The organism is Pseudomonas sp. PDM32, from assembly GCF_019219225.1.
GTDB lineage: Bacteria > Pseudomonadota > Gammaproteobacteria > Pseudomonadales > Pseudomonadaceae > Aquipseudomonas > Aquipseudomonas laurylsulfatiphila.
Map to the genome: position 1 here is coordinate 108,052 of NZ_JAHUWE010000012.1, position 23,869 is coordinate 131,920.

Consider the following 23,869-nt stretch of genomic DNA (forward strand, 5'->3'; position numbering starts at 1 on the left):
GTCCCCATCGCGAGCAAGCTCGCTCCCACAGGTTAATTGCTTACCACCAGGATTCAGGGCCGGATCAATCATCCGGCATTTCCGGCGGCTTGGTGGGTTTGGCCGGTTTGCTGTTTTTCCCGGACTTGGCGCCTTTGGCCGCCGGCTCGGCTTCAGCGACGGGAGCGGCCACTGTCGCGGTAAATTCTTTCTCGGCCGCCGGCAGTTGATCGACTGCGCTGAAGATCTCGTCCAGCTTGATGGTGTCCGATTGTTCCAGTTTCTTTTCGCCGTCCTTGCCGACCAGAATCACCTTGGTCTTGGCACCGGCACCCAGTTTGAGCGAGCGGATCAGCGCCGCCGTATCCTGCGGTCCGAGGTCTTTGCCGTCGCGCTGGCCCATCAGGTTGAGCACGGTGTAGAGCACCATGTTGCGGTCGGTGAAACCCTTGCGGTTGGCTGGTTCATCCAGTGACTTTTTCAGGCTGACCCAAGTCGGATCCACAGTGCTTGGAGCGATGACAATCAGTGGTCGTGCCCTGCCCTTGTCCATGTCCAGCGGTGAGTCGCCATCGGCGGCGAACGAGGTGCCGGCAATCGCCAGCAAGATAGCCATGGTCAGTGACCTGATGAGCATGCGCATCTCCTTTTTGATATCCACGCTCTAATGATTGCGCATCGCGGCGATCGTTCCGGGTGACGTACCGCAAATTTTCTCGCCTTGTCCCAAGCTTAGGTCAGGGCGGTCATTGCGCAACAACTCGGGGTCATCTCAGGACTTACAAAGTTCAAGGCAGATCAAGGATCAAGCGGGTCGCAAGGGTGCCCGGACAGGCACCGACTGGGCATTGCACCCGCGAAGGAGGTCGGCGTAACGAATTGAATCAGAACGCCAGCTTGTAGCCGATCAGCAACAGCATGGTCGCCAGGCAAGGGCGCAGCAGTTCGTCGGAGATGCGCCCGGTCAGGTGGCTGCCCAGGTAAATCCCCGGCAACGAACCCACCAGCAAGTAACCCAGGACGTGCCAGTCCATGTTGCCCATGCTGGCATGGCCGAGGCCGGCGACCAGGGTCAGCGGCACGGCGTGGGCGATTTCAGTGCCGACCAGGCGGCGGGTCGGCAGCATCGGATAGAGAATGAACAGGGCCACGGTGCCCAGTGCACCGGCGCCGATGGACGTCAGCGCGACCATGGTGCCGAGGACCAGGCCAGTGATGACCGTCAGGACATTGAGGCGCGAGCCGCTGGGGTTGTAGTGGCCGCCAGCACGTTTGTGGGCGAAATCCAGCAGACGCTTCTTGAACAGGATCGCCAGTGCCGTGGCGAACAACACAAAGCCGAGGGCCTGCTTGATGATCGCGTTCATCGCATCGGGGCTGGAGTGCAGGCTGCTCAGGAACCACAACGTCAGTGCCACCGCCGGCACGCTGCCAAGGGTCAGCCAACCGGTAATCGCCCAGTCGATGTTGTTGTTCTTTCGGTGAACCAGTACGCCGCTGGACTTGGTGATCGCCGCGTAGAGCAAATCGGTACCGACCGCCGTCGCCGGGTTGATACCGAACCACAGCAGGATCGGGGTCATGAGCGACCCGCCACCGACGCCAGTCATGCCGACAATAAAGCCAACCACCAACCCGGCCACGACCAACCCGATGTTCACTAAATCCATTGATACGTCCACAAAGATCGCAGGGGAAATCTGGCCCGCAGCATAGCGATTTTTCTTATAACCAGTTATATCGATGCGATCTATCTTTATTCCGGAACCATCATGCAACCCTGTGGGAGCGAGCTTGCTCGCGAAAGCGGTGGGTCAGTCAATATTGACGCTGCCTGACACTACGCCTTCGCGAGCAAGCCCGCTCCCACAGGGGAATATGTGTCGTGCTCACTGCACCGGCAGGAAATTCAGGAACACCAGGCTCTGGGCATAGTTCAGGCCGATGCGCCGGTAGCGTTCGTCGAGCATCTGGGTCAGCAGGTCCAGGCGGGCGACGATCTTGCCGAACTCGACGGCAAAGCTCAGGTTGCTGCCCTCCTCCGAGATTTCGTTGGAAAACAGCAGGGGTTGGCCTTGCTTGTCTTGTCGCTGGCTGAGGATCCAGGTGGCAATCTCGATGTTGCGTGCGGCATTGCTGACGAATACCGGGTTGATCGTATCGGTCATGTAGAACTCGGTGCGATTGCCATGGGCGGTCACCAGCATGCTGCCGATGGCGTAGATGAACGCCCCGACCCGATCGCCGAGAAATTCCGGGCTCATGGCAAAACGCAGGGCCGCCAGGTCCTTCTTGCCGCCCAAGGTCGGTAATGGCTGCTGCTGTTCAATGGCCATGCGCACTTGCTTGCCGGCCGTACGGGCATCGAGGAAACCGGACTTTTTCAGCTCATCGGGGTTGCGCAGGTAGAGCTTGCCCATGAGCAGGTAAAGGCTGTCGAGGTTGTCGCGCATGGTCAGGGTGGCCATGCGGTCGACACTGGTCTGCAGGAACTCCTGGGGTTGGCCTTCGCGCATCTGGGTGAAGATGTCGCCGCCCTGCTGCTGGCTGCAACCGGTAACGAAGAACATCGACAGACCTGCCAGCAGCAGGCAATGACGGCGGATTTTTGTGCTGTTCGCGGGTGAAACTCGAGCCATGGGTTGTTGAACTTGGGCATGGGCCGACGGTGGGGATCGCCGCAGGCTGCCATGGATAGAGCCGGACATTTCGAAAAAGTGCAGTATCGGAGCGCACCAATCGATCACCGGTGCGGTGCAGCTCAATAGATCGCAGCCTGCGGCAACCCCGGCGAGGGAACCGATGGACTATTCTGGTGCCCACTGAAATAACCATCGGCATTCATAAAGGAGGTTTGCATGCGCACGCTTCAATTGGCTGGCGCCCAGGTGCCCGTCATTGGCCAGGGCACCTGGCAGATGGGCGAGGACCGCTCACGGCACAGGGAAGAAGTCGCGGCACTGCGCCTGGGCATCGAACTGGGCATGACCCTGATCGACACCGCTGAAATGTACGCCGAAGGCGGCGCCGAGGAAGTGGTCCGCGATGCCATCGCCGGCCAGCGCGACAGCGTTTTCGTGGTCAGCAAGTTGTACCCGCACAACGCCAGCCGCCAGGGCATTCCCCAGGCATGCGAGCGCAGCCTGCGCAGGCTCGGCACCGATTACATCGATCTGTATCTGCTGCATTGGCGCGGCCAGTATCCACAGGAGGAAACCGTCGACGCCTTCGAGCGCCTGCGCGAAGCCGGCAAGATAGGGCGTTGGGGCGTGTCCAATTTCGACCTCGACGACCTGCTGGAACTGGACGCCCCGGCCTGCGCCACCAATCAGGTGCTCTACAATCTGGAGCAGCGCGGCATAGAATTTGACTTGTTACCCTGGAGCCAACAGCAGCGACTGCCGGTCATGGCGTACTGCCCGATCGGCCAGGGTGGAAAAATGCTCGCCAATGCCACGCTCAAGCAGGTGGCCGCCCGGCACGGCGTGACGCCAGCACAGGTAGCGCTGGCATGGATAGTGCGCCAGGACGGCGTGATCGCCATCCCCAAAGCGGTCCGGCCCGAGCATGTGCGGCTCAATGCCCAGGCCGCCACACTGCGACTTGAACCCGGGGATCTGGAGGCGTTGGACCACGCGTTTCATGCGCCACAACGCAAACAGCGGCTGGCCATGGTCTGAGCCAACGCAGTCAGAGAGCTTCGCCATGAGAAGCACCGACCACCTGGACCCGTTCAATCTGCAACGCTTTCTCCAGGCTCAGGACCCGGTATTCGACCGGGTGCAAGACGAGCTGAACAACGGACACAAGCGCAGCCACTGGATGTGGTTCATTTTTCCGCAGTTTGCCGGGCTCGGCGGCAGCGAGATGTCGCGCCGCTTTGCCATCCGCTCGCGAGAGGAGGCCCTGGCCTACCTTGAGCATCCGTTGCTCGGCGCCCGCCTGCGCACCTGCACCCAGGAAGTGCTGAACATCCGGGAGCGCTCGGTGGCCGGGATTTTCGGTCATCCCGACGACCTGAAATTTCACTCCTCGATGACCCTGTTCGCCCAAGTCGATGCCGCCGACAGCCTTTTCCAGCAAGCCTTGAACCAGTACTTCCACGGCATCCTGGATGACTGGACCTTGTCGCTGATGGACTCAAAACAGGCCCAGTTGCCCCCCAATCAGGGTTGAGAAGTCGTCGTCGACAAACGGCAGTATCGCGTCCGCCACCGGTTGCAGTTGTCGGGTGATGTAGTGGTCGTAATCGATGGGCGCGCTGCGCACTTCCAGCGGTTCGGGGCCGGCGACGGTGATCACGTAGCTGATCCAGCCGCCGTTCTGGTATTGCCGCGGGCGACCCTGGCTGTCGTTGTACTCATCGGCCAGGCGCGCCGCGCGTACGTGGGGCGGGACGTTACGCTGATAGTCATCGAGGGTGCGGCGCAGGCGTTTGCGATAAACCAGCCGGTCATCGAACTCGCCGGCCAGGGTCTTGCGCACGTAGTCGCGCACGTAATCCTGATAGGGCTTGCGCAGGAAGATCCGCGAATACAGCTCTTGCTGGAATTGCCGGGCCAGCGGCGACCAGTCGGTGCGCACGGTTTCCAGGCCCTTGTAGACCATTTCGTCGCTGCCATCGGCACGGGTCACCAGTCCGGCGTAGCGCTTCTTGCTGCCTTCTTCGGCGCCGCGAATGGTCGGCATCAAAAAGCGCTTGTAGTGGGTCTCGAACTGCAATTCGAGAACGCTTTGCAAGCCATATTCCTGCTGCACATGCTCGCGCCACCACTGGTTAACGTGCGCCACCAGCGCCTGACCGATCTGTGCCGCCTCCTGCTGACCGTGGGCGCGACGCAGCCAGACGAACGTCGAGTCGGTGTCGCCATAAATCACCGCATGCCCCTGGGCCTCGATCAACTGGCGGGTGCGCAGCATGATCTCGTGCCCGCGCAAGGTGATGGACGACGCCAGGCGCGTATCGAAGAAGCGACAACCGCTGGAGCCGAGTACCCCATAGAACGCGTTCATGATGATTTTCAGTGCCTGGGACAGCGGTGCGTTGTGTTCGCGCTTGGCGGTTTCCCGGCCTTCGGCGACCCGGGCGACGATGGAGGGCAGGCAATGCCGGGTGCGAGAAAAGCGCGCGCCACGAAAGCCCGGCACCGATTCGCTGTCATCCGGATGCTTCAGCCCCTCAATCAGTCCCACGGGGTCGATCAGGAAGGTGCGGATGATCGACGGATAGAGGCTCTTGTAGTCGAGCACCAGCACCGATTCATACAGCCCCGGTTGCGAATCCATGACGAAACCGCCCGGGCTGGCTTGAGGTGGCTTGCCACCGAGGTTCGGCGCAACGAAACCCTGACGGTGCATCAGCGGCATGTACAGGTGGGTGAACGCTGCCACCGAACCGCCCATGCGATCGGCCGGCAGACCGGTGACGCTGGCCCGCTCCAGCAGGAAGGTGAGCAACTGGGTCTTGGCGAAGATCCGCGTGACCAGTTCGCAATCCTTGAGGTTGTATTTGGCCAGCGCCGGTTTGTCCTCGGCGAACATGCGATTGATTTCGTCCATGCGCTGGTACGGGTTGTCGATGGACTTGCCCTCGCCAAGCAGGGTTTGCGCGACGTTTTCCAGGCTGAACGAGGGGAAACTCCAGGTCGCCGAACGCAGGGCCTCGATACCGTCGATGATCAGGCGGCCAGCGGCTGAAGCGAAGTAATGGTTGCCGTTGCCATGTTCGCGCCACTGCATTTCCTCGCCGCCACGCCCCAGTTTCAACGGCACCGCCAGGCGCCGGGCGTGTTCGTGAAGCACGCGCAAGTCGAACTGCACGACGTTCCAGCCAATGATCGCGTCGGGGTCGAACCGGGCAAACCATTCGTTGAGCTTTTTCAGCAGCAGGGTCCGCGAATCGCAGTACTCGAGCTGGAAATCCACCTGGCTATCGTCGCCATTGGGTGCGCCTAGCATGTACACCTGACGCTCGCCGCAGCCTTCCAGGGCAATCGAATACAACTCACCCTGGGCCGTGGTCTCGATGTCCAGGGACGCCAGTTTCAAGCTCGGCCGAAAGTCGGGATCGGGCTTCATCTGTGCGTCGAGCAACAGGCCCTCGGCATTCGACGTGCCACTGAAGCGCACCGGCGCGGTGATGAAGCGTTCCATCATGTAGCGTTCCGGCGGGCGCACGTCAGCTTCAAACACTTCGACGCCGGCCCGGCACAACGCGGTTTCCAGGCGCATCAACTGGCCATGTTGCTGGCAGTAGAGCCCGAGAACCGGGCGATGGTCGAAATCCTGCAGGGCCAGGGGCCTGAGCTCGACGTTCTTCTCGTCATGCAAAACGCTTTCGGCCTGCAGACGCTGCGCAGCAGGGATGAACGCCACCGAGGGCTGGCAAGGCAGGCGGATGCGCCGGGGACCGCTGTCGGTCGCCAGCCAGAACTCGACTTCCGTACCGGCCGGGGTGTCGCGCCAATGCCGGGTCAGGACGAAGCCCTGCTGTAGATCCACCACTGCAAACCTCCAAATTGATACAGAGGCGCAATTCTACCCGCCATTAGGCAGCCGCGTGGATGCGCTTAGACAGTTACTGCCCCACCCCGCTCAACCTCTCATATATGACAGGTCAAATACCTCTCGTACGTAGATAGCCTCAAGACTTAGAGAAACTCTAAATTGATGCTTATTCGCAATTCTAGACGCCATTTTACAACCGTGTGGATGCGCTTTGACAGGTACTTCCCCATCCACCTCACCGCTCATATATGACAGGTTACACGCCTCTCGTACGTAGATAGCTTCGATGCTTGGAGAAACACCTTTGCCATGACCCATGCAATGCATCGAAGGAGGTTGAGATATGGATCTCACCGTACATCGGAACACCCCATCAGTGACTGTCTATGAAGGCCGCGGCCTCGTGGTTCGCCAGGTAGCCCACCTGCGCAAGAGTACTGACGCGCCCCTGGAAACACTCATCACCCGACAGCGTCATGACGTCGCAGGCAGAGCCGTGGAGCACTGGGATCCACGCTTGTACGGCTCGAGACCTAACCTGACGACGGTCCATGGGCTGGCCGGTCAAACGGTGAAGGTCGATAGCGTCGATTCCGGCTGGCGTCTGAGCCTGTTCGGAGTGGCCGGCGAAGCCCTCAATCGCTGGGATGAACGCGGTAATCAATGGCAAAATACCTACGACGATCAATTGCGCATGTTGGCGATTGACGTCAATGCTCAACCGAACGTCGAGGTTTTGACCTATGGGCAAGCGGATGCGGATCCAGGGCGAAACCTGCGTGGTCAGTTGATCAAGAAAGTCGCCCCTTCGGGCTCGATGGCATTCAGTTCCTTTAGCCTGCATGCCTTGCCTTTTGAAGAAACCCGCACCTTATTCGATGGCCGCACCTACACCACACGATGGCGCTACGGTGCAGACGGTAAGGCGCTGAGCCAGACGGATGCCGGCAACCATCAGCAACATTCACGCAATGATATTGCCGGGCAACTCCGGCAGGTAACGCTGCAAATCAATGCCAGCGATACCACTCAGGACATCCTCAAGGACGCGCAGTACAACGCCGCCGGCCAGGTCATCGAACAACGACTCGGCAACGGCGTGACTAAAATCTGGATCTACGACCAGGCGGATGGTCGGTTGACACGCATGAAGGCCGGTGTGCCTGGCCAGGCCCTTCGGCAAGATCTGGAATATCGCTATGACAACGTCGGTAATGTGCTATGCATCAAAGATCACACCTTTAATCCGGTGTTTTTCGCCAACCAGTACATTGATGGAACCCGCCTATTCACCTATGACTCGTTGTACCGGTTGGTTAGCGCCACCGGCCATGACACCACTCCGCCCTCCAGCATGCCGGGACGTCCGTTGCCGAACGACCCCAACAATGTCCTGAACTACACACAAACATACGAGTACGACATGGGTGGCAATCTGGTCAAGTTGACTCATGGCCGTGCGGTGGGCGGCTACACCCACAACATGTACATTGACCCATCCAGTAACCGTGGCGTGCGCTGGAAAGAGGGAGACCCTGTACCCGATTTTCCCAAGCTGTTTGACCGTCATGGCAATCTCCAGGCCTTGCAACCGGGCCAGGCGTTGCAATGGAACAGCCGTGATGAGCTGGCCTCCGTCACACTGATCAAGCGCGAGACAGGCCTCGACGATAAAGAAAGCTATCGTTACAGCAATGGCGAACGTGTCTATAAACGACACGAAACCCATAGTTCATCGACCAGCCATTTTCACGAAGTGCGCTACCTTCCCGGGTTGGAAATACGCACCCGTGAAACGGGTGAGGAGTTACATGTCATCACCTTGCCGGGCGTGATCGGCAACGTGCGTTGCCTGCATTGGCTCAGCGGTCAGCCGGGGGACATCGATGCCGACCAGGTGCGCTACTGCCTCGACGACAGCCAGGGTTCCAGCCTTATTGAACTCGATCAAAGGGCCCGTCTGATCAGTCACGAGAACTATTATCCCTTCGGCGGCACGGCCTCACTGACAGCGGATTCGGTGCGGGAAGTCAGTTATAAAACCATCCGCTATTCGGGCAAGGAGATGGATGACAACGGACTTTACTACTATGGACGGCGTTATTACGCGCCCTGGTTGCAACGCTGGATCAGTGCCGACCCGGCGGGGGCTGTGGACGGGTGGAATCTGTATGCGATGGTGGGTAATAACCCGATGAGTTTTGTCGATAGGCTTGGGCTTAATGGAGAAAGACTCAATCAATTGGTAAGTGACAGAACTACCAACATATTGCATGGCGCCAAGAATCATCCATTGACGCTGGATCCAAAAAGAAAATACACAGAAAAAGCCAAAAAAGACGCGCTCGCGACTCACTTGGTAGAATTTCCGGATGCTCGGTTTACCACTACCTTCAAAGAAAAGAGTCTTATTTCACATGCCGGAGCAGCAGTTCAGGATAAAAAAACTGGCGACATCATTTTCATTACTGACAATTTCAATATCACAGTAGATGAGACAAGACTTTCTATTGAAGAGCACGGCGTCAAACTTCACAGAGGTGCTGACAGTGACTTAGATAGAAATCATCCAGCCAATGGTGGCATCTTAAAATTCGACCCTCAGCGATTTACCGCTTATTTAAGTGACCAATACGTTCAGCGATTCAACGATAAAAAACTCCCGGTAAAGGTCTACAGAGGTTCAACTCCAGAACCCGTGACCTTGAGTCTGGCCGGAATAGAATATGAGACAACCCCCCTTCACCCACTGATAGAAAACCGGATTCGAGGCCATATTGCAGCCGGCGACAATTACACACCTAAAGACTATCGCCTCCCGGGTGCCCATGCGGAGGTACAAGCGGCCAACCTGGCACTTCATCTGCAAAAGACTGAGCTTGGCTCCGGCGATCCGGCGGTGATTGACGTGGTGACGCAAAAGCTGCAACGAGTGCTCACTGCGGTTGACTTTCCCGCCTGCTTCAACTGCACCCAAATCCTGCTTGAGTCTTATGACGGCTCAGCTCCCTTCAACGTGCTGACGGGCAGAACCAACATGACTCATGCCCAGTGGAACGATGCGGTGGAGATATACAAGGATCCTCGTTGAAAACCTGAAAAACCGGCCTGTTCGCAAGAACAGGCCGGTCACTTGTTTCAGCACAAGCTATTGCATCCTCTTCAACGCATCCAGTGTCAAGGCCTTCAACAACACCTTACGCCCCTCGGTCAACTCAAGAAGTTCGCGCTCATATACCTGCGGTGAAACTGCACCCACCAAATGCCGATTGAGCAGCTCTTCCGAGCAAGCATTAAACACCGTCGAATTCTGCGCGAACGCCTGGGCATGACGCCCCTTCAGTTTTAAAGCGGAGCGATTTTCTGCACAGGTGTTCAATAGCCAGTCTGGAATAGACTTGGCAATGAAAGGCGTGTGCGGACTCTGAGTCACAGGTTCAGGAAGTGAACGCTGCGTAGATTTAGTAGCCGTTAGAGCATCAAACATAATGACGAGTCATCCGTGACTTATTGGAGGTGCGAGCCGACCCGAGCTTCTTTATTCGACTCCCCTCTCTCTATTTCAGGGTATTAACCAAAAAATCCATAATCCCCCATTACCTGGGCTCCCGGTTCGACACGCGATAAAACTGAACGCCCTCCAGGCCTCAGTCTATCCGGCCAACAGACGCTCTCTCTCGACGGATCGGGTGGTTTACGAAAGAAAAACCGCCAAATGACGTTTTTTGCGTGTTATCTGCCGCTTTCGCCCTTGCCCTGAGCGCTTGCGTCTACGATTCTTCAAGGACAACGACAACACCCGAGTAACCACCATGAAAACCGTCGCCCAACTGCTCAAGCTCAAAGATCAGAAGAATCAGGAAGTGCACCAGATCAAACCCGATCACATGGTGCTCGAAGCGCTGATGAAGATGGCCGAGAAAAACGTCGGCGCCCTGCTGGTGGTGGAGAATGATGAAGTGCTGGGCATCATCAGCGAACGGGACTATGCGCGCAAACTGGTGCTGCACGGCCGCTCCTCGGTGGGCACGCCGGTGCGCGACATCATGGTGTCACCGGTGATTACCGTCGACACCCATCAAACCGTGGATACCTGCCTGGGCATCATGTCCGATAGACGCCTGCGTCACTTGCCGGTGGTCGAAGGCGGCAAATTGATCGGCCTGCTGTCGATCGGTGACCTGGTCAAGGAAGCGATTGCCGAACAGGCGGAGCTGATTCGCCAGCTGGAGCAGTACATTCGCGGGGAGTGAGCCGACACACCGAGGCCCCTTGTGGGAGCGGGCTTGCTCGCGAAAGCGGTGGGTCAGTCAACATCAATGCTGCCTGACACTACGCCTTCGCGAGCAAGCCCGCTCCCACATTTGGTATTCGGTGTTCAAACTGGCCAATGCCGGGCGAACACCGGTGCCAGAGCCGGGTGGCGGTCGATTCGTTCCAGCCAGGCGAAAAACCCGGGCCGCGCAATGCGCAAATGTTCCCGACTGCCCGCCCACCGCGAGATCACCGCCGTCAGCACATCCAGGGCCCCTGGTTTCTCGCTGCCCAGATACAGTTCGCCCGAAAACTGGTCGGCAAATACCTCCCAACTCCAGTGCAGACGCCTGCGGGTTCCCTCCATGAGGTTCTGCCTGAACGACTCGTCCGCCTCGGCCAGCCAGCGCTCGGGGTAATCGATGATGCCGATGGCCGCATAGCAATTGCTGGCGATGTACGCCATGGCGCGAATGGCCTGGTCCCGCTCGGCCGAGTCCCGGGGCAACAACCTCGACGCGGGAAAGCTCAGCCCGAGATGAATCAGGATCGCCACGCTCTCGGTCAGGACAGCGCCATCGGGGAGTTGCAGGGTCGGAATTTGTTTGAGCGGATTGAGTTTCTCCAGCGCATGGGCCGCCTCCGCGGACGCCTCGACATCGATGAAGCGATAGGGAACATCACAAAGTTCAAGGGCGGCTTCGATGGCCGCGGCCCCGGAGTTCTGATGACCGTAGAGCTGGTACATAATCGTCTCCTTGCACACCGCGATCTCTGCAGTGCCTCATCCAGCGTCCCGGCAGAGGAACACGCCAGCTATCCAGTGTAGAAGCCGCCACCTGCCACACAGCGACCATCCGACGATCGCACCATCAAGCTCACAAGAGGTATGGCGCAGGTCCTATCACTGCCATCGATGTTCACCATCACCTCAATGAAGTTCTCTTAAAAAATCCGCGGCGTAACATCTGCTCCATACCCACCCATAAGCACCCCGGAGCACACCATCATGAAACGCCAAACCCTCCTCAGCATCGCTTTCTCGGTTTTCGCAGTTAACGCTTTTGCCGCTACCTCTGCTCAACCTGTGGTCGCTGAAGGCGGCTCGGATCGTCTGATTGAAAGCCGTGTGGCTGAAGGTGGTTCGGATCGCCTGATCGAAAACCGCGTTGCCGAAGGTGGTTCTGATCGCCTGATCGAAAACCGCGTCGCCGAAGGTGGTTCCGATCGCCTGATCGAAAACCGCGTTGCCGAAGGTGGTTCCGATCGCCTGATCGAAAACCGCGTCGCCGAAGGTGGTTCCGATCGCCTGATCGAAAACCGCGTCGCCGAAGGTGGTTCCGATCGCCTGATCGAAAACCGCGTCGCTGAAGGCGGTTCGGATCGTCTGATCGAAAGCCGCGCTGTCTGAATGCAGGGCTTTACCGCAGGACTCGACGAAAACCCGGCCTCACCCGCCGGGTTTTTTATGCGTTTTTTTAGCTCGCGATTACTTCCCTGCCCGCGCCATGCAGCGCTGGTAACGTTCATCGACCCGTTTGGCGAACCACGCGGTGGTCAGTTTGCGCGTGATTTTCGGGCTTTGCAGCACGATCCCCGGCAACACTTCACGGGGTAACGGCCGACCTTCAGCCCTTTCGGCCAGTTCGAAAACCCGTCGATAGAGCTTGCTGTCTTCGAACGCCAGGGTATTGCCCTCTTCCAGTTGCCCGCGGATCGTCGGATTGCGCATGTCCAGTTGCTTGCCGAGGGTGCGCACGGCCAGTTCCGTGCTGCCGGGCATGATCGAACCGTAACGCACCAGGTCGCCATCCAGCGCCAACGGGATACCGGAAGCCCGGCTCACCGCGTTCTGAAACGCGGCGTTACGGCTGGCGTACCAACCTGCGTTGAAGTCCGCAAAGCGGTACAGCGGCTGTGGGTAGCTCGCCGGATACCCCAGCAGGTGCGCGATGCCGAAGTACATGCCGCCGCGCCGGGTGAACACTTCATGACGGATCGAGCCTTGCACCGGATACGGGTAGCCCTTGGCCTGCTGCTCGGCAAAATCGATGCTGACCTGCATCGGTCCGCCGGTATGCACCGGGTTGAAGCCACCGAACAGGGTTTTACCCATCGGCACCATGCCGATGAAGTCGTCGAAAATGCCACTCAGCTCCTTTTCACTGCGCGCGGCATTCAGGCGGGCGCTGTAGCTTTTGCCGTTGGGCGAGTCGAGCTTCAACGCACTGTTCACCAGCAGGCCGGGAATGTGTGCCTTGGCGGCGCGACGGTCGATCTCGTCGCGGGCGATCTTGCCCAGGCCCGGTACGCTCGGATCGACCTGAAAGGTCGACTCCTGTTCGGTCACCGCCAGCACCGAGCACAGGTTATGCGTGGTCGGCGAGATGTCTTGCGCGGTAAACGCCACCTGGATATCCGTGGCCCACCCCTGGGGATCGGCGGCTTTGGCCGGCAGCAATCGCACAATCTCGGCCTTCACCTGGTCCGGACTACGCGCCGCCGGTTCCTGGGTCCGTTGGCTGCCGCAACCGGCCAGTATCAACAAAGCGGCGATGCTGAAGATCAATCGATTGGCTTGCATGTCGTTCCATCTAGTCCTTGGGTCCGGCTTAACCATACGAGCAATGGCAGGGCAACGGCTATGACCGTTGTCCACCACGTGCCTTTATTTGCTGCTGAAACGGCCCTGAAGCCCCGTTATCCGAAACCTGCATGTGCAGAAAATGCCTGTGTGCCTTGCAGAAAACGCATTGCACAACGCTACTGAGAACAACTACCATTTGCATCAGGAGTCGCATTTGCGCATGGAGTTCCCGCGCCGCCCCTTTTTCCAATCGGCCGCGCGCCGCCCAGGAACCCATCATGACCACTCCAGCACGACTGCGCGTGCCTTTTCGCCCGACGCTACTGGCCCTGTTTTGCTCCTTGTCCCTGACGGCCCATGCCGCAACGCCCGAAACAACCGAGGCCCAGGGAAAACCGCTGGTGCTGGGCGACGTCAATGTCAACGCCCAGGCCCCGACACCGTCCGACCTGCCCCCGGTTTACGCCGGTGGTCAGGTCGCACGCGGCGCTCAACTGGGTATCCTGGGCAACCAGGACATCATGGATGTTCCGTTCACCATGACGTCCTACACCGAAGCGTTGATCCGCGACCAGCAGGCCGAAACCGTCGGCGATGTGCTGCTCAACGATGCCTCGGTGCGTCAGGCTTCCGGTTTTTCCAACCAGGCCCAGACCTTCATGATTCGCGGCCTGCCCCTGAACGGCGATGATATTTCCTTCAACGGCCTGTACGGCATACTGCCGCGGCAGATCATTTCCACCGATGCCCTGGAGCGCGTGGAAGTGTTCAAGGGGCCGAACGCCTTCATCAACGGTGTCACCCCGACCGGTTCCGGCATCGGTGGCGGCGTCAACCTGCAACCCAAGCGCGCCAGTGATGTGCCGCTGCGTCGGTTCACCACGGACATCAGCGACGACGGGCGCATCGGCGAACACCTGGACATCGGTCAGCGCTTTGGCGAAGACAACCGCTTCGGTGCCCGCCTGAACCTGTCCCAACGTGAAGGCGACACTGCCATCGACGACGAGAACCAGCGCTCCAAACTGTTCGCCCTGGGCCTCGACTACCGCGGCGATGCGCTACGCCTGTCCGGCGATTTCGTCTATTCGAAGGAACGCATCAACGGCGGCCGCAGCTCGGTCAACCTTGGCGACGCCACGCACATCCCGGATGCGCCCTCCGCCGACACCAACTACGCGCAGAAGTGGGGTTTCAGCGAGATCGAGGACACCTTCGGCATGCTGCGCGCCGAATACGACCTGAACGACAGCTGGACCGCCTACGCCGCCGGCGGTGCCAAGCACACCCGTGAAGTCGGCAATTACGACTCCACCACCCTGGTGGGCAACGACGGCAGCTCGGTGACCAGCGGTTCGTTCATTCCCCACGAAGAAGACAACACCAGTGCCATGGCCGGCCTCAATGGCCGTTTCGCCACGGGTCCGGTGACCCATAAACTGAACTTCGGCCTGGCGGGAATCTGGACCCAACAGCGCAACGCCTTCGATTTCGATCTGACCCAATACCCGAACAACATCTACCACCCGATTGACGTTCCGGCGCCAGCGGGCGGCTTCTCCGGCGGTGACCTGGGCGATCCGGGCATCACCGGCAAAACCTTCATGCGCAGCGCCGCCGTGTCCGACACCCTGGGCTTTATCGATGACCGCCTGCTGATCACCCTGGGCGTACGCCGTCAACAGCTGGTCGTTCAAGGCTACGACTACGACACGCAAAACCGCACGTCCAACTACGACAAGTCGATCACGACGCCCGTGTACGGCATCGTGTTCAAGCCGTGGGACCACGTGTCGTTCTACGCCAACCGCATCGAGGGCCTGGCCAAGGGGCCGACGGCTCCGACGACCTCCGGCTCCAGGGTCGTGGTCAACGGCAATGAAGTGTTTGCCCCGTCGCGCTCCAAACAGGTTGAAGCCGGGGTCAAAGTCGACATGGGCACCTATGGTGCGACCCTCGGTGTGTATCGCATCGAACAACCCGCTGACGGCTACACCCAAGTCATCGACGACACCACCGCCGTGTTCGTTCATGACGGTGAACAGATCAACAAGGGCGTGGAACTCAATGTCTTCGGCGAACCCATCGACGGCCTGCGCCTGCTCAGCGGCGTGACCGTGATGGACACCGAACTGAAGAACACCCAGGACGGCCTCAACGATGGCAACCGGGCCATCGGCGTGCCGAGCTTCCAGTTCAATGCCAGTGTCGATTGGGATGTACCGGGTGTGCCGGGCGCAGCCCTGAACGGACGTATGTTGCGCACCGGCGGCCAATACGCCGACGCGGCGAACAACCTCAGCCTGCCGTCCTGGAACCGCTTCGATGCCGGCGCCCGCTACGCGTTCAGGGTCCAGGAGAAAGACGTGACCGTACGCCTGGGCGTGGAAAACGTCGCCAACAAGAGCTACTGGGAATCGGCCCAGGGGGGTTACCTGACCCAGGGCGAACCGCGTACCGCGAAGTTGTCGGGCACCATCGACTTCTGATTGAGGGCAGCCCAGCCCTGTACCTGTAGGAACGAGCCTGCTCGCGATGGACGTTAACGATAACGCGTACTTTCAGGATTAACGCGGCGCTCTTTCGTTAATCGCGAGCGAGCTCGCTCCTACAGGGGGCCGGGTCGTCCATACTTGTTCTACCCAGCGAGGAGGATGAGTTCATGCACAGAAGCGATGTGTTGATCATCGGCGCCGGCCCGACCGGGCTGGTCCTGGCGTTGTGGCTGAGCAAACTGGGCGTGCGCGTGCGGATTGTCGACAAAGCCTCGGCCCCTGGCACCACGTCCCGGGCGCTGGCTGTCCAGGCGCGGACGCTGGAACTGTATCGACAACTCGGGCTGGCCGACGCGGTTGTGCAATACGGCCATCGGGTGGCGGCCGCCAACTTCTGGGTCAAGGGTGAGCCTGTGGCGCACCTGCCACTGACCCAGGTCGGCGCGGGACTGACACCCTACGCGTTCCTGGAAATTTTCCCGCAGGACGAGCACGAACGGCTGCTGATCGAGCGCCTGGCAACCTTCGGCATCTCGGTGGAACGCAACACCGAACTGGCCAGCTTCGAGCAAACCGCCGACGGCATCACGGCCACGCTGCATCTGCCCGACGGCCAGCAGGAAATCTGCCAGGCCTGTTTCCTCGCCGGCTGCGACGGCGCCAGGTCGATTGTGCGCAAGACCCTGGATACCGGGTTTCCCGGCGGTACTTACCAGCAGATTTTCTACGTCGCCGACGTACAGGGCAGCGGCCCGACATTCAACGGTGAACTGCACGTGGACCTCGACGAGGCGGACTTCCTTGCCGTGTTCCCGCTGGCGGGCAGTGGCCGCGCGCGCTTGATCGGCACCGTACGCGACGAACGTGCCGACCACGCCGAGACCCTGTGCTTCGAAGACGTCAGCAGCCGGGCCATCGAGCACATGAAGGTGCAGATCGAGCAACTGAACTGGTTCTCGACCTACCGCGTGCATCACCGGGTGGCGGATCACTTTCGCAATGGTCGGGCGTTTTTGCTCGGCGATGCGGCCCACGTGCACAGCCCGGCGGGCGGCCAGGGCATGAACACAGGGATTGGCGATGCCATCAACCTGGCCTGGAAACTGGCGGCCGTGCTGAGCGGCGCTGCCGAGGCCAGATTGCTCGACACCTATGAAACCGAGCGCATCGCCTTTGCCCGCAAACTGGTGGCGACCACTGACCGGGTCTTCACCTTCGTTACCGCCGACGGGCCGATGGCCGATTTGCTGCGTACGCGCCTGGCGCCGTTCCTGATCCCGAAAATCACCTCGTTCGAAACCTCCCGCCAGTTCCTGTTTCGCACGGTGTCGCAGATCACCCTGAATTATCGGGGCAGCCCATTGAGCACAGGCGTTGCCGGGCACGTGCATGGCGGTGATCGCCTGCCCTGGGCCCATGACGGTGAGGGGGACAACTTTGAGTCACTCAAATGCATGACCTGGCAGGTGCATGTCTATGGCGACACCAGCGACGAAATGATCGCCTGGTGCCACGAGCACCATCTGCCGTTGCATGTGTTCGACTGGCGACCGGCGTTCGAAGCGGCGGGCCTGGGGCGCAACGGCTTTTATCTGTTGCGGCCCGATACCTATGTAGCGATTGCCGAGACATGCGCGGACCCGAAAGTGATCGAACGATATTTCTGTGATCACGGGATCCGCGCGTTTTTGGGCACGCCCTGATTCAACACAGATCAAAATGTGGGAGCGGGCTTGCTCGCGAATGCAGTGTGTCAGTCAATACATCTGTCACTGACACTCCGCATTCGCGAGCAAGCCCGCTCCCACAGGGGGGAAAGTGTCGGGTTTCAGATCCCGGCCAATGCCAGATCCATCGCAAAGTAGGTAAAAATCAGGTCTGCCCCGGCGCGCTTGATCGCCCCCAGGCTCTCGCGCACCACGCGGTCTTCATCGATGGCTCCGGCCTGGGCGGCAAACTTGATCATCGCGTATTCACCGCTCACCTGATACGCCGACAGCGGCAGGCGCGAGACTTCGCGGATGTCGCGGATGATGTCCAGGTAGGCACCGGCCGGCTTGACCATCAGCGCATCGGCGCCTTCCTGTTCGTCGAGCAAGGACTCGCGCACCGCTTCGCGGCGGTTCATCGGGTTCATCTGGTAGCTTTTGCGGTCGCCCTTGAGCGCACTGCCGCCCGCCTCGCGGAACGGACCATAGAGCGCCGAGGCGAACTTGGTCGAATAGGCCATGATCGCCGTCTGGGTAAACCCGGCGTCATCGAGGGCCCGGCGGATCGCCTGGACCTGCCCGTCCATGGCCGCCGACGGGGCGATCACGTCGGCACCGGCTCGGGCCGCCGCGACGGCTTGCCTGCCGAGGTTGATCAGGGTCTGGTCGTTGTCGACTTCATGGTTGTGCAGCACGCCGCAATGGCCGTGGTCGGTGTATTCGCAAAAACAGGTGTCGGACATCACGATCATTTCCGGCACCGCGTCCTTGGCGATGCGCGACATGCGCGAAACCAGGCCGTCGTCGCGCCAGGTGTCGCTGCCGCTGCTGTCCAGATGATGGGACACACCGAAGGTCATCACCGATTTGATCCCGGCACGGGCGTAGCGCTCGATCTCGCCGGCCAGCTTCGACTCGGGAATGCGCATCACCCCGGGCATGCTTTTGATCGGCACAAAGTCGTCGATCTCTTCTTCGACGAAAATCGGTAGCACCAGGTCTTTCAGGCTGAACTCGGTCTCCTGGAACAGGCTGCGCAGGCTCGCATTGCGGCGCAGACGGCGTGGGCGTGCTTCGGGGAACTGGCTGGACATGGGGATTCCTGAATTTCAGAGGACAGAATGTGGGAGCGGGCTTGCTCGCGAAGGCGGGGGGTCAGTCACTTTGGATGTCGCCTGACACTACGCTTTCGCGAGCAAGTCGGACCGCCGCACCGCCGCTCCCACAGGTTATGCGGTGTATCAGCTGGCGACCGGGCTTGGAATCTGCAACCCGCGCACCACCGCCGGCCGCGCCAGGAAGCGCTCCAGCACCCGTGTGACGTTGGGGAAGTTCTGAATGCCCACCAGGTCGCCGGCTTCATAGAAACCAATCAGGTTGCGCACCCACGGGAAGGTGGCGATGTCGGCGATGGTGTAGCGCTCGCCCATGATCCAGTCGCGCCCTTGAAGCCTGCCGTCGAGCACCTTGAGCAGGCGTTTGCTCTCCTCGACATAGCGATCACGGGGACGCTTGTCTTCGTAGTCCTTGCCGGCGAATTTGTTGAAGAAGCCGAGCTGGCCGAACATCGGGCCAATGCCGCCCATCTGGAACATCAGCCATTGAATCGTTTCGTAGCGCGCGGCCGATTCCTGGGCCAGCAGTTGCCCGCTCTTGTCGGCCAGGTAGATCAAAATCGCTCCCGACTCGAACAGCGCCAGCGGCTTGTCGTCCGGACCGTGGGGGTCGAGGATCGCCGGGATTTTGTTGTTGGGGTTCAACGACAGGAATTCCGGGGACATCTGGTCATTGGTGTCGAAACCTACCCGGTGAGGCTCATACGGCAGCCCGATCTCCTCGAGCATGATCGAAACCTTGACGCCATTGGGGGTTGGCAAGGAGTACAGCTGAATCCACTCCGGATATTGGGCAGGCCATTTGCGGGTGATGGGGAAGGCGGACAAATCGGTCATGGGCAGGATCCACGAAGACAGTGAGAGTGACGATCATAATGGAGATATCGGCTCAGCGATCCCCTGGAGCCATCAATCTCGCTGATAGAGGAGATCAAGAGAGATCACGACGGTTTCACCCCCATCAGGTGTAACCTGTCCACAAATCCGCAACATCCTGTCGATAACCTTCACTGCAATCCGCCAAAGGTTACCGGTACATTGCTGCGCTCTTGGCCGGAATCGAACCAAACGGGTTCAGGGGACTCTGAGCACCACCCCTTTGAAAACGGACCGGCTTCAACGACATGGAACACACCCGACGCTGGAAAGTCGTGGTGTAAAGGTTTGTCAGCCTTAACCGAATTGCGCTGAAGAACCTTTTATTCATGAATCTGTTCAATTTTACCAAACGCTTTAAACATCGCGCCTACCTGCTGTTGCCCGTCTTGCTGGCGGTCAGCGCGGTGTTCCTGTTGCTGGAATCCGGCCTGAGTCGTGCTCAACCGATGGATGGCACCCAGACGCTGGTGTTCCTGCGCCACGGCGAAAAACCCGACGGCGGCCTCGGCCAGCTCAATTGCCAGGGGCTGAACCGCGCCATCGACCTGGCCACGTTGCTGCCGGAAAAGTTCGGCAAGGCCAACTACGTGTTTGCGGCGAACCCGACCCGTAACGTCGAGGAAGGCGAGTTCGACAATTCCTACAGCTACATCCGTCCCCTGATGACCATCAGCCCCAGCGCCATCAAGCTGGGCCTGCCAGTGAACATCAATTTCTCCGCCAATGACACCAGCGACCTGGCCGATGAACTGCTTCACGACAAGTATCACAACTCGGTCATCTACACCGCCTGGTCGCACGGCTACCTGCCGGAGCTGATCAACAAGGTGGCCGGCGACGCCACCGGCAAGAAAACGACCATCACCGATGACTGGGAGTCCAGCGACTACGACTCGCTGTATGTGCTCACCCTGACCTGGCACAACGGCAAGGCCAAGTTGCAGAGCCATGTGTACAAGCAAGGCCTGGATAACGGCGCCGAAACCTGCCCGACCTGAGGCATGCGTTGTCTGAGCTGGCCCCTTCGCGAGCAGGCTCGCTCCCACAGTAAATCTTCGGTGATCACAGGTTTTGTGTACGGCGCAGATCCAGTGTGGGAGCGAGCCTGCTCGCGAAGGGGCCGGCACAAGTTACATCACCCTCGCTGGCTGCCCCGCTCCCGCAAATACTCGAGAACTGCCCCCCGCTCCCCGGCAAACTCGATCCGCGCACCTTTCTTCTCCCGCTGGAACGCGTACATCGGATCGTAATACTCGCTCAGCAACCCTTCGATCCAGCCCCGGTGAAGATCCACCGCGCCACTGCGGTCCTGCTCCGCCAACGCCTCTTCCATCAAAACCAGCATGCGCCGATGACGTTCGCCGCCGAGGCGTTTCTGCACATTGTTCAGGCTCTCCAGCAACCGCTCGGAAAACAGTGCGAAGCCGTCATCGCCATGCACGTCGATGAATTCGGCGCACAGATCCACCACGTAATCGCGCAGGATCCGCTCGACCCGACCTTCCAGGCTGTCTTCCAGCCAGACCATCGGGAACTGCTGCATGCCCTGGTACAGCGGCAACGGCAATGCGCAACTGCCCACCGCACGACTTTCGTCTTCCAATATGAACTGCTCGATACCCCGGGCGCGTTTTTTCAGCACATCCACGGCCAGGCGGTTTTCGAAGTCGATGTTCGAAGGCTGGCCGGTGGCGCGCTTGCCGAAACTGGAGCCGCGGTGGTTGGCATGACCTTCAAGGTCCACGCTGTTGCCCAGTTGCGTGAGCACCTCGGTTTTGCCGGTACCGGTCATCCCGCCCAGCAGGACGAAATCGCACTGGGCAACCGCTTGATCGAGGGTGTCCAGCAGGAAGGTACGCATGGCCTTGTAGCCGCCGCCCACCCGTGGATAGTCGATGCCGGCCTCGTCCTTGAGCCATTGCTGGACAATCTGCGAGCGCAGGCCGCCGCGGAAGCAATACAGCAGACCGTCGGGGTGCGCCCGGGCAAAGTCGGCCCAGGCCTGGATGCGTTCGGCCTTGACCGCGCCCGATACCAGCTGATGGCCGAGCACGATGGCCGCCTGCTGGCCGTGCTGCTTGTAGCACGTGCCGACCCGCTGGCGTTCATGGTCATTCATCAACGGCAGATTGATCACACCGGGAAACGAACCCTTGTTGAATTCGACCGGCGCGCGCGCGTCCATCATGGGCCGGTCGTTGAGGAAGATGTCGCGGTAATCGGTGCAGTCGACGAACATCAAAACACCTCGACTGCGTTGCTCTGTCGCTCGACCAGTTCACCGATCGGTTCCAGGCTCAGGCCCAGGTCGGCGGCCACGGCAAGAAACTGCTCGTTGCCTTGCGGCGTTACGGCGATCAGCAGGCCACCGCTGGTCTGCGGGTCGCAGAGCACACGTTTGTGCAGCTCCTGAAGGCGTCCGAGCTTGCTGGCGTAGCTGTCAAAATTGCGCAGTGTACCGCCCGGTACGCAGCCCTGTTCGAGGTAATACTCGACACCCGGCAGACGCGGAACCCGGTCGTATTCAATGCGCGCCGTAAGCTGGCTGCCGTCGGCCATTTCCACCAGGTGCCCGAGCAGGCCGAAACCGGTGACGTCGGTCATCGCGGTCACGCCATCGAGCTTGCCGAAACGGCTGCCGGGCTTGTTCAGGGTGCACATCCAGTCCCGTGCCAGGCCGATGTCGGCATGGCGCAACTTGCCCTTTTTCTCGGCCGTCGTAAGGATGCCGATGCCCAGGGGCTTGGTCAGATAGAGCAGGCAACCGGCGGTGGCGGTGTCGTTGCGCTTCATGTGGCGCTTTTCCACCAGACCGGTGACGGCCAGGCCAAAGATCGGCTCGGGTGCGTCGATAGAGTGTCCGCCCGCCAGCGGGATGCCCGCTGCGTCGCACACCGAACGCCCACCGCGGATCACTTCCCGGGCGATTTCCGGCGCCAGCACGTTCACCGGCCAGCCCAGGATCGCAATCGCCATCAAGGGATCGCCGCCCATCGCGTAGATGTCGCTGATGGCATTGGTGGCGGCAATTCGGCCGAAATCGAAGGGATCGTCGACGATCGGCATGAAAAAGTCGGTGGTCGAGACCACACCGCGTTCTTCATCGATGGCATACACCGCCGCGTCGTCACGCGAGGCGTTGCCGACCCAGAGTTTCGGGTCGAGATTCTGCGCCCCGCTGCCGGCCAGGATCACTTCCAGCACCTGGGGGGAAATTTTGCAACCGCATCCGGCGCCGTGACTGTATTGGGTCAGGCGAATCGGCTCGCTCATAGGGTCACCTCTTGGAGTCTAGGTAACTAATCCTACAGCAAACGAGCCTTTTTCTTTGCAGGAGATGCGGTGGTGGATACTGCCCGCTCCCACAGGAGGTTGGGTTATGGCAGCAGGATCACCTTGTCACCGCTGCCCTGATTCACCTCGGCATAACGCGCCAGCCCTTCGGCCAATGGCGACTCGAACAAGCCCTGCGGCAACGGCAACAGGTCCTGATCGAAGAACTTGCCGAACTGGTCGAGCATCGCTGCACACGCTTGCACGCCGTACAGCAGCGAGTTGATCCCCACGACAGAGCCACCCTTGCGATACAACGCCAGGGCCGGCAGTTGCACGTGACCGTCCACTGGCGCGGCGATGATCGCAATGCGGCCGAACGCGGCCAGGGCCGGCACCGAGGCCGGCAGCCAGAATCCGGTGGTGTCGAAAATCACCTCGGCACCGCCGGCATAGACCGCGTTGACCTGGGCGGCGAGATCCTCGGGTTTATCCAGTTGCAGGGTTTGATAGCCCTGATCCTGCAAGTCCTTGACCTGCTCCGGACGCCGCGCGGCCGCCAGTACCCGGGCTCCGCGTACCTTGGCCAAAGCCAGCGCGGCACTGCCGACCGCCCCGCCACCGATGACCAGCACACGGGTTTGGGCCGTTACCAGGCTGCGCTCCAGCGCATCCCACGCCGTGGTGTACGGCACACCGAGGCTGGCAGCCTGGGCGAAGCTCAGGTGCGTGGGTTTGAGCGCCACGCCATTGGCCGGCAGCTTGACGAACTGGGCATGGGAACCGTCGGCGAAAAAGCCCAGTTCGCGGCCCGTGCCCCAGACTTCCTGCCCCATCAGCGCCTGCGGGCCGGCCACGACCACCCCGGCAAAATCCCGACCGGGAATCCGCGGCAAGGTGGTGTAGGGAAAACGTCCCAGCACGTTCTTCACATCGCTGGGGTTGAGGCCTGCGGCCTTGATCTCGACCAGCACTTCATCGGCGCCGGGAACAGGCGTAGGTACCTCCACGTAGCGCAGGGCCGAGAGATCACCGGTTTCATTGAATTGCAGAGCTTTCATGGGCGTATCC

The 23,869-nt window shown here is 60.2% G+C and carries 20 protein-coding genes; 8 read left to right on the forward strand and 12 right to left on the reverse strand.

Annotated elements, in window-relative coordinates; translation table 11 throughout:
- Positions 1 to 64: 64 nt before the first annotated feature.
- The 3 genes from KW846_RS22255 to KW846_RS22265 form a co-directional block, all read right to left on the reverse strand.
- Positions 65 to 616, reverse strand: coding sequence for a DUF4174 domain-containing protein (locus KW846_RS22255; RefSeq protein ID WP_218485305.1), 552 nt, complete (start codon positions 614 to 616; stop codon positions 65 to 67).
- Between the two features lie 247 nt (positions 617 to 863).
- Complete coding sequence (locus KW846_RS22260) at positions 864 to 1,649, reverse strand: sulfite exporter TauE/SafE family protein (protein WP_007976821.1); 786 nt, start codon at positions 1,647 to 1,649, stop codon at positions 864 to 866.
- Between the two features lie 219 nt (positions 1,650 to 1,868).
- Entirely contained in the window at positions 1,869 to 2,618 is a 750-nt protein-coding gene (locus tag KW846_RS22265) for a hypothetical protein (RefSeq protein ID WP_218485307.1), read from the reverse strand.
- Positions 2,619 to 2,837: 219 nt separating this feature from the next.
- Between KW846_RS22265 and KW846_RS22270 the strand changes: the two genes are divergently transcribed.
- Both KW846_RS22270 and KW846_RS22275 read left to right on the forward strand, forming a co-directional pair.
- The gene (locus tag KW846_RS22270) at positions 2,838 to 3,659 is read left to right on the forward strand and encodes an aldo/keto reductase (RefSeq protein WP_218485309.1); all 822 of its coding nucleotides are present in this window, start codon (positions 2,838 to 2,840) and stop codon (positions 3,657 to 3,659) included.
- A gap of 25 nt (positions 3,660 to 3,684) precedes the next feature.
- The gene (locus KW846_RS22275; protein ID WP_116581565.1) at positions 3,685 to 4,155 is read left to right on the forward strand and encodes a DUF1810 domain-containing protein; all 471 of its coding nucleotides are present in this window, start codon (positions 3,685 to 3,687) and stop codon (positions 4,153 to 4,155) included.
- Here the strand turns inward: KW846_RS22275 and KW846_RS22280 are convergent.
- Positions 4,120 to 6,480: a DNA polymerase II gene (locus KW846_RS22280; RefSeq protein ID WP_218485524.1), complete on the reverse strand. Its 2,361-nt coding sequence runs from the start codon at positions 6,478 to 6,480 to the stop codon at positions 4,120 to 4,122. The genes KW846_RS22275 and KW846_RS22280 overlap by 36 nt on opposite strands.
- A gap of 349 nt (positions 6,481 to 6,829) precedes the next feature.
- Between KW846_RS22280 and KW846_RS22285 the strand changes: the two genes are divergently transcribed.
- Positions 6,830 to 9,577: an RHS repeat-associated core domain-containing protein gene (locus tag KW846_RS22285; RefSeq protein ID WP_218485312.1), complete on the forward strand. Its 2,748-nt coding sequence runs from the start codon at positions 6,830 to 6,832 to the stop codon at positions 9,575 to 9,577.
- Between the two features lie 57 nt (positions 9,578 to 9,634).
- On the opposite strand, the gene KW846_RS22290 is transcribed toward KW846_RS22285, so the two are convergent.
- Positions 9,635 to 9,973 (reverse strand): hypothetical protein, encoded by a 339-nt coding sequence (locus tag KW846_RS22290; protein WP_218485314.1) that lies wholly within the window; start codon positions 9,971 to 9,973, stop codon positions 9,635 to 9,637.
- A 325-nt stretch (positions 9,974 to 10,298) separates the two neighbouring features.
- On the opposite strand from KW846_RS22290, the gene KW846_RS22295 reads away from it, so the two are divergent.
- Positions 10,299 to 10,739, forward strand: a complete 441-nt coding sequence (locus tag KW846_RS22295; protein WP_007976812.1) for a CBS domain-containing protein — start codon at positions 10,299 to 10,301, stop codon at positions 10,737 to 10,739.
- A gap of 125 nt (positions 10,740 to 10,864) precedes the next feature.
- Here the strand turns inward: KW846_RS22295 and KW846_RS22300 are convergent, their stop codons facing one another.
- On the reverse strand, positions 10,865 to 11,488 hold the full coding sequence (locus KW846_RS22300; protein WP_218485316.1) for a glutathione S-transferase family protein: 624 nt from the start codon (positions 11,486 to 11,488) through the stop codon (positions 10,865 to 10,867).
- 261 nt (positions 11,489 to 11,749) lie between these two features.
- On the opposite strand from KW846_RS22300, the gene KW846_RS22305 reads away from it, so the two are divergent.
- Positions 11,750 to 12,151, forward strand: a complete 402-nt coding sequence (locus KW846_RS22305) for a hypothetical protein (protein WP_095967461.1) — start codon at positions 11,750 to 11,752, stop codon at positions 12,149 to 12,151.
- 78 nt (positions 12,152 to 12,229) lie between these two features.
- Here the strand turns inward: KW846_RS22305 and KW846_RS22310 are convergent, their stop codons facing one another.
- The gene (locus KW846_RS22310; protein ID WP_218485318.1) at positions 12,230 to 13,324 is read right to left on the reverse strand and encodes a DUF1615 domain-containing protein; all 1,095 of its coding nucleotides are present in this window, start codon (positions 13,322 to 13,324) and stop codon (positions 12,230 to 12,232) included.
- A gap of 281 nt (positions 13,325 to 13,605) precedes the next feature.
- On the opposite strand from KW846_RS22310, the gene KW846_RS22315 reads away from it, so the two are divergent.
- A complete protein-coding gene (locus KW846_RS22315; RefSeq protein WP_218485320.1) occupies positions 13,606 to 15,816 on the forward strand; it encodes a TonB-dependent siderophore receptor in 2,211 nt (736 codons plus the stop codon).
- 173 nt (positions 15,817 to 15,989) lie between these two features.
- A complete protein-coding gene (locus tag KW846_RS22320; RefSeq protein WP_218485322.1) occupies positions 15,990 to 17,525 on the forward strand; it encodes an FAD-dependent oxidoreductase in 1,536 nt (511 codons plus the stop codon).
- Positions 17,526 to 17,650: 125 nt separating this feature from the next.
- On the opposite strand, the gene hemB is transcribed toward KW846_RS22320, so the two are convergent.
- Positions 17,651 to 18,625: a porphobilinogen synthase gene (gene hemB, locus KW846_RS22325; protein ID WP_218485324.1), complete on the reverse strand. Its 975-nt coding sequence runs from the start codon at positions 18,623 to 18,625 to the stop codon at positions 17,651 to 17,653.
- A 147-nt stretch (positions 18,626 to 18,772) separates the two neighbouring features.
- The gene (locus tag KW846_RS22330; protein WP_218485327.1) at positions 18,773 to 19,483 is read right to left on the reverse strand and encodes a glutathione S-transferase family protein; all 711 of its coding nucleotides are present in this window, start codon (positions 19,481 to 19,483) and stop codon (positions 18,773 to 18,775) included.
- Positions 19,484 to 19,851: 368 nt separating this feature from the next.
- On the opposite strand from KW846_RS22330, the gene KW846_RS22335 reads away from it, so the two are divergent.
- A complete protein-coding gene (locus KW846_RS22335) occupies positions 19,852 to 20,523 on the forward strand; it encodes a histidine phosphatase family protein (RefSeq protein ID WP_218485330.1) in 672 nt (223 codons plus the stop codon).
- Positions 20,524 to 20,660: 137 nt separating this feature from the next.
- On the opposite strand, the gene mnmH is transcribed toward KW846_RS22335, so the two are convergent.
- The 3 genes from mnmH to KW846_RS22350 form a co-directional block, all read right to left on the reverse strand.
- Positions 20,661 to 21,764: a tRNA 2-selenouridine(34) synthase MnmH gene (mnmH, locus tag KW846_RS22340; protein ID WP_218485331.1), complete on the reverse strand. Its 1,104-nt coding sequence runs from the start codon at positions 21,762 to 21,764 to the stop codon at positions 20,661 to 20,663.
- Complete coding sequence (selD, locus tag KW846_RS22345; RefSeq protein WP_218485333.1) at positions 21,764 to 22,798, reverse strand: selenide, water dikinase SelD; 1,035 nt, start codon at positions 22,796 to 22,798, stop codon at positions 21,764 to 21,766. Before selD ends, mnmH begins: the two co-directional genes overlap by 1 nt.
- A 104-nt stretch (positions 22,799 to 22,902) precedes the next feature.
- Positions 22,903 to 23,859: a zinc-binding alcohol dehydrogenase family protein gene (locus KW846_RS22350; protein WP_218485335.1), complete on the reverse strand. Its 957-nt coding sequence runs from the start codon at positions 23,857 to 23,859 to the stop codon at positions 22,903 to 22,905.
- Positions 23,860 to 23,869 lie beyond the last annotated feature (10 nt).

What these genes read in the sequence shown, in the direction of transcription:
- KW846_RS22275 (WP_116581565.1), top strand. Translation starts at nt 3,685, where the DNA reads ATGAGAAGCACCGACCACCTGGACCCGTTCAATCTGCAACGCTTTCTC.
- KW846_RS22330 (WP_218485327.1), bottom strand. Translation starts at nt 19,483, where the DNA reads ATGACCGATTTGTCCGCCTTCCCCATCACCCGCAAATGGCCTGCCCAA.
- KW846_RS22255 (WP_218485305.1), bottom strand. Translation starts at nt 616, where the DNA reads ATGCTCATCAGGTCACTGACCATGGCTATCTTGCTGGCGATTGCCGGC.
- KW846_RS22300 (WP_218485316.1), bottom strand. Translation starts at nt 11,488, where the DNA reads ATGTACCAGCTCTACGGTCATCAGAACTCCGGGGCCGCGGCCATCGAA.
- KW846_RS22350 (WP_218485335.1), bottom strand. Translation starts at nt 23,859, where the DNA reads ATGAAAGCTCTGCAATTCAATGAAACCGGTGATCTCTCGGCCCTGCGC.
- KW846_RS22295 (WP_007976812.1), top strand. Translation starts at nt 10,299, where the DNA reads ATGAAAACCGTCGCCCAACTGCTCAAGCTCAAAGATCAGAAGAATCAG.
- KW846_RS22315 (WP_218485320.1), top strand. Translation starts at nt 13,606, where the DNA reads ATGACCACTCCAGCACGACTGCGCGTGCCTTTTCGCCCGACGCTACTG.
- KW846_RS22285 (WP_218485312.1), top strand. Translation starts at nt 6,830, where the DNA reads ATGGATCTCACCGTACATCGGAACACCCCATCAGTGACTGTCTATGAA.
- KW846_RS22320 (WP_218485322.1), top strand. Translation starts at nt 15,990, where the DNA reads ATGCACAGAAGCGATGTGTTGATCATCGGCGCCGGCCCGACCGGGCTG.
- KW846_RS22290 (WP_218485314.1), bottom strand. Translation starts at nt 9,973, where the DNA reads ATGTTTGATGCTCTAACGGCTACTAAATCTACGCAGCGTTCACTTCCT.
- KW846_RS22270 (WP_218485309.1), top strand. Translation starts at nt 2,838, where the DNA reads ATGCGCACGCTTCAATTGGCTGGCGCCCAGGTGCCCGTCATTGGCCAG.
- mnmH (WP_218485331.1), bottom strand. Translation starts at nt 21,764, where the DNA reads ATGTTCGTCGACTGCACCGATTACCGCGACATCTTCCTCAACGACCGG.
- KW846_RS22265 (WP_218485307.1), bottom strand. Translation starts at nt 2,618, where the DNA reads ATGGCTCGAGTTTCACCCGCGAACAGCACAAAAATCCGCCGTCATTGC.
- KW846_RS22335 (WP_218485330.1), top strand. Translation starts at nt 19,852, where the DNA reads ATGAATCTGTTCAATTTTACCAAACGCTTTAAACATCGCGCCTACCTG.
- KW846_RS22305 (WP_095967461.1), top strand. Translation starts at nt 11,750, where the DNA reads ATGAAACGCCAAACCCTCCTCAGCATCGCTTTCTCGGTTTTCGCAGTT.
- selD (WP_218485333.1), bottom strand. Translation starts at nt 22,798, where the DNA reads ATGAGCGAGCCGATTCGCCTGACCCAATACAGTCACGGCGCCGGATGC.
- hemB (WP_218485324.1), bottom strand. Translation starts at nt 18,625, where the DNA reads ATGTCCAGCCAGTTCCCCGAAGCACGCCCACGCCGTCTGCGCCGCAAT.
- KW846_RS22260 (WP_007976821.1), bottom strand. Translation starts at nt 1,649, where the DNA reads ATGGATTTAGTGAACATCGGGTTGGTCGTGGCCGGGTTGGTGGTTGGC.
- KW846_RS22310 (WP_218485318.1), bottom strand. Translation starts at nt 13,324, where the DNA reads ATGCAAGCCAATCGATTGATCTTCAGCATCGCCGCTTTGTTGATACTG.